Source organism: Streptomyces sp. P5F9 (genome assembly GCF_057961495.1).
The window spans coordinates 1-3272 of sequence record NZ_JBXVPZ010000720.1 but is presented as its reverse complement, the minus strand read 5'-3'; the positions used below and the strand labels follow the sequence as shown (position 1 = coordinate 3272).

The following is a 3272-nucleotide window of genomic DNA, read 5'->3' as shown; positions in this document are numbered from 1 at the left end:
TCTCCGCGATGTCGACGCCGATCAGCGCGCCCCCCGACGCGTTGACCGCCACGAGCCCCCGCGGGCGGCCCCCCGCCGAGTCCTCGAAACCGACCTCGGTGATCATCCGGAGGTCGAGCAGCTCACCGACGAGCGTGGCCACCGTGGCCAGGCTCAGCCCGGTCGCGGCGGCCAACTCCTGCCGGGAGGTGGGCGATTCGGCGATGATCTGGCGCAGCACCTCGTAGCGGTTCGCGGTACGGATGTCGCGTGACGTGCGCTTGGCCGGAGCGGTCGCCATCCCTTCCCCCTTGCGTCATGCCGAGGCACGACGGCACCGGCGCGGCGCAAGGCTATGGGCAGCGGGCGACGTTCGACAAGGGGTTAGGAAAGGGGCCATACAAAGTCGCCGCCCAGCCGGTCACGCGGTCAGTCGCCGAGGACGTCCCGGACGAAGGAGTTGGCGAACTTGCCCTCCGGGTCGAGGTCCCGCGCAAGCGCCGCGAAGTCGCCGAGCCGCGGATAGCGCCCGCGCAGCACCTCCGCCGGAGTGGTGAACACCTTGCCCCAGTGCGGCCGCGCGTCGAAGGCATCCAGTGCCTCCTCCAGCCGTCGCACCAGGGGCAGCACCGTCTCCGTGTCCTCGATCCAGGTGAAGTGCAGGGCGACCGTGTCCCGCCCGTACGAGGGGCTCAGCCACTGCGCGTCGGCGGCGACCGTCCGCACCTCGCAGGTCTGCAGGACACCGGCGACCGTCTCCCGGATGCTGTCGACCGCGTGCAGCGCGTCGAGTGCGGCCGAGCGCGGCAGCAGGTACTCCGACTGCAGCTCCGCCCCGCTGCTCGGCGTGAACTCCGCCCGGAAGTGCGGCAGTCGTTCGTGCCACGGCCCCGCCACCCCGAGCTGCTCGGTGGTGTTGACCGCGGGCATCCCCGGCACCGGGTGCAGCGCCTCGGTCGCGGGCGCCGCCCACGGGAAGTCGGTCAGCGGCTGGTCGGTGCGGCGCTTCAGCCACACCTGCCGGAAGCCCGGCTCCCGCCAGTCGGTGAACAGACTCACGCTGTACGCCGACGCCGCCACCGTCTCGAAGTCCAGCCCGGCGAGCGGCAGTTCGGTGAAGACGTGCTGCTCGACCTCGAAGGCCGGCTCCAGGTCGAGGGTGAGCGAGGTGACGACACCGAGCGCGCCGAGGGAGGTCACGGCACCGTCGAAGCGGTCGTCGCCGCGCGCGATCGTGACCGTGGAGCCGTCCGCCGTCACGATCTCGACCTCGCGGACGGCCGACGCGAGCGAGCCGTTGCGGACCCCCGAACCATGCGTGCCGGTGGCCACCGAACCGGCCACCGAGATGTGCGGCAGGGACGCCATGTTGGGCAGCGCGAGCCCGTGCCCGGCCACCCGGCGGGCCAGCTCCGCGTACCGGACGCCGCCCGACACCCGTACCGTCCTGGCCGTCGTGTCCACGTCGAACTCGGGCGGCAGTACGGCGGTCGACAGCAGGGTGCCGTCGGGGCCAGGCTCGGCGATCTCGTTGAAGGAGTGGCCGCTGCCCAGCACCCGTACTCGCGCGCTCTCGGCCACGAGGGTCCTGAGGGCGTCGAGTGTGTGCGGGCGGTGGAGTTCCTTCGCCGTGTAGGTGATGTTGCCGGCCCAGTTGGTGACCGTCTCCGTCATGCCTGTCGTCCCTCCGGGAGCGTGCGTTCGTGTGTCCTGCCCCAGGGGTCGGTGCGCCACAGCCGGGCGTGGATCAGCCCGACGAGGAGGACTCCTGCTGCTGCCGCAGCATAAGTCGGCAGCCGATGTGCCTGCGTATCGGTGTAGTGCCAGCAGACGGCCGCGGCGACGATCAGCACCCAGCCGGAGAGGACGTTGGCGGTGGCGGAGGGACGGAACGGGCCGGGGCTGATCCCTTCGCCCGTGCTGCCTGTCACGTAGTACGGGAGGCCGTTCCCCGCGCAGAAGCCGGCGGCGAGACCGAGGACGAGCGTACCGATCATGGTGCTCAACTCCTTTGAGGCGGTGGGGTGTTCCTCCGGGCCGGCCCGCTGTCGAGGCCGTTCGTGACGAGGTCGACGAGCCGGCGCAGCCGGCCGCGGAGCAGCTCCGGGGTGCCGTCGGACTGGCCGATGCCGACGGTCGCGGCGAGCAGGAGTGCGGCGGTCTCGCGTGGTTCGGGAGCGTCGGCGAGCAGATCCACCAGCGCGTCGAGCAGTCCGTCCTCGGCCGAGGCCAGGCCCATCGCGGCGGCCTCCGCGACCAGCTCCTGCCGGAATCGCGCCTCGGTGACACCGATCGCGGTCTCCAGCTTCACCGCGAGCACGCCGTAGACCTGGTCGGCCGGAGTCCCCTCGGCGTCGCGGGCGCGGTGGGCGGCGGCCGTCATGAGGTCGGTGACCCGGGCGGCGACGGCGGCGAAGACGTCCCGCTTGTTCGCGAAGTGCTGGTAGAGCGCGGGCCGGGACACACCCGCGGCCCGCGCGAGGAGTTCCATCGAGGTCTGCCGGAACCCGTACCGGCTGAAGACGTCGACGGCCGCTGTGACGATGTCGTCCCGCTTGCTCACGCTGACAATTCTGACGAAAAATGTCAGCCACGTCAACACTTCGGATTTCGTTGCAATGCTCCCGCGCAGGTGCGGTATTCGGCGAAGGTGTGGCCATCGATGTACGACATCGGTAGTCTCCGACGGTATGACCGACCGCCTCCCGCAGACCGACCTCACCCGACACCGCCGCCTCGCCGAACAGGGCAGCCTCGACCGTGCCGACCTGGACGCGATCCTCGACGCCGGTTTCGTCTGTCACCTGGGGGTCGTGATCGAGGGGCGGCCGGTCGTCGTACCCACGGTGTACGGGAGGTACGGGCGGCAGCTGTACGTCCACGGGTCCGTCGCGAGTCGTAGTCTCGCGGGCGGAGCCCCCGTGTGTGTCACCGTCACGCATGTCGACGGGCTGGTGCTGGCCCGCTCGGTGTTCGAGCACGGGGTGAACTACCGCAGCGCGATGATCCACGGGGTGCCCCGCAAGGTCACCGACCCGGAGGAGAAGCTGGCCGGCCTGCGCCACCTCACCGAACACGCGACGCCCGGGCAGTGGTCGTACGCCAGGCAGCCCAACCGCAAGGAACTCGCGGCCACCACCCTGCTCGCCCTCTCCCTCGACGAGGCGTCGGTCAAGATCCGCACCGGCGGCCCCGACGACGGCGACGGACCCGACGCGGACCTGCCCGTATGGGCGGGAACGCTCCCCCTGACCTCCACCTGGGGCACCCCCGTCCCGGACCCCGCGCTACCC

The 3272-nt window shown here is 71.3% G+C and carries 5 protein-coding genes; 1 reads left to right on the top strand and 4 read right to left on the bottom strand.

Annotation, left to right across the window (positions count from 1 at the left end; genetic code table 11):
* The 4 genes from AC31A1_RS49020 to AC31A1_RS49005 all read right to left on the bottom strand — a co-directional run.
* On the bottom strand, window positions 1–280 hold a 280-nt coding region (locus AC31A1_RS49020), incomplete at its 3' end, for a winged helix-turn-helix domain-containing protein (protein ID WP_489659532.1).
* A 128-nt stretch (window positions 281–408) separates the two neighbouring features.
* Window positions 409–1653, bottom strand: a complete 1245-nt coding sequence (locus AC31A1_RS49015; RefSeq protein ID WP_489659531.1) for a D-arabinono-1,4-lactone oxidase — start codon at window positions 1651–1653, stop codon at window positions 409–411.
* Window positions 1650–1976, bottom strand: a complete 327-nt coding sequence (locus AC31A1_RS49010) for a hypothetical protein (RefSeq protein ID WP_489659530.1) — start codon at window positions 1974–1976, stop codon at window positions 1650–1652. Before AC31A1_RS49010 ends, AC31A1_RS49015 begins: the two co-directional genes overlap by 4 nt.
* 5 nt (window positions 1977–1981) lie before the next feature.
* A complete protein-coding gene (locus AC31A1_RS49005) occupies window positions 1982–2542 on the bottom strand; it encodes a TetR/AcrR family transcriptional regulator (protein ID WP_489659529.1) in 561 nt (186 codons plus the stop codon).
* A gap of 127 nt (window positions 2543–2669) precedes the next feature.
* On the opposite strand from AC31A1_RS49005, the gene AC31A1_RS49000 reads away from it, so the two are divergent.
* Window positions 2670–3272: pyridoxamine 5'-phosphate oxidase family protein (locus AC31A1_RS49000; RefSeq protein WP_489659528.1), on the top strand; the 603-nt coding region annotated here is incomplete at its 3' end.

What these genes read in the sequence shown, in the direction of transcription:
- AC31A1_RS49010 (WP_489659530.1), bottom strand. Translation starts at nt 1,976, where the DNA reads ATGATCGGTACGCTCGTCCTCGGTCTCGCCGCCGGCTTCTGCGCGGGG.
- AC31A1_RS49015 (WP_489659531.1), bottom strand. Translation starts at nt 1,653, where the DNA reads ATGACGGAGACGGTCACCAACTGGGCCGGCAACATCACCTACACGGCG.